The 1,041-nt window shown below is 52.1% G+C and carries 1 protein-coding gene; it reads right to left on the minus strand.

The genetic code is table 11. The features are described 5' to 3' along the window. On the minus strand, positions 1 to 764 hold a 764-nt coding region (locus tag SMB34_RS18525; RefSeq protein WP_037992297.1), incomplete at its 3' end, for a flagellin. Positions 765 to 1,041: the final 277 nt, after the last annotated feature.

Consider the following 1,041-nt stretch of genomic DNA (forward strand, 5'->3'; position numbering starts at 1 on the left):
GACTGCATCAGGACCTGTTTTGAAGAGAAGGACGCCATTTCAGAGGCGACGTCAAGGTCGATAAGCACTGACCGGGCGTTTTCGCTGTTCTCAGAAATGGTGCGCAGGTTCTGTGCCGCGAACTCCAGGCGGTTCTGGTTCACACCGACGGCTGCACGGTTGGTCTGCAGGGTGTTGATTGCAGTGTCAATCGAGGCGCTTGCGATATCTGCAGCAGCCTTTGTTCCCATTGCAGTGGCACCACCGCCCGTGAGAGTCGCGAGAGTGTTGTCAGAAGTCGTGAAGGAGAGGTCATCCTCGGCTGCAGTGGCACCGCTACCAATTTTGAAGGCAAGGGCGGTTGCAGAGTTGAGGACGTTAACACCGTTGAACTCGGTGTCGGCGGCAATACGGTTGATCTCGTTTCCGAGGGCCGTTGCTTCGTTGTTGATATAACCACGCTCAGTGGCTCCCAAGTTTTCTGAACCCGCCTGCACTGCAAGCTGTTTCATGCGAACGAGGATGTCATTGATGGTGTTCATACCACCGTCCATGACCTGCAGCAGAGCACCTGCCTGGCTGGCGTTGGTGGTGGCAACTTTCAGTGCACCGACTTCCGCGTTCAAACGTGCGCCGATGGCCATAGAGGCAGCATCGTCACGCGCATTCATCACGCGTTTACCAGACGACAGTTTCGAAAGGGAATTCGTAGCCGACGCGTCAGACGCAACAAGGTTACGGTGAGCAACGTTTGCGGCATAGTTGGAAACAACACCAAGACCCATGGTCTTTACTCCTACTTGGATTAATATAAATCGGCTTCTTGCCAATCCCGTAGCGCGCCATCTTGGTGCTGCCTACGGATTTGTAAGGTCTAATACCAGACAACTTACAATCACTTTAGTACTGTATTTCTATACGGGTGTCTAGTGCAAAATGCGTGTTGATTGATTTTTTTTAATATAGAAAAGCTCAGGGTTTCGTGGTGGTTTTAAGGTGCTGTTTCAATGGCGTAAAAAAGGCTGGCAACAAGTGCCAGCCCAGACTGCTGACAAAGTCCTC

The organism is Thalassospira permensis NBRC 106175, assembly GCF_000714555.1.
In the GTDB taxonomy this organism is placed as follows: Bacteria; Pseudomonadota; Alphaproteobacteria; order Rhodospirillales; family Thalassospiraceae; genus Thalassospira; species Thalassospira xiamenensis.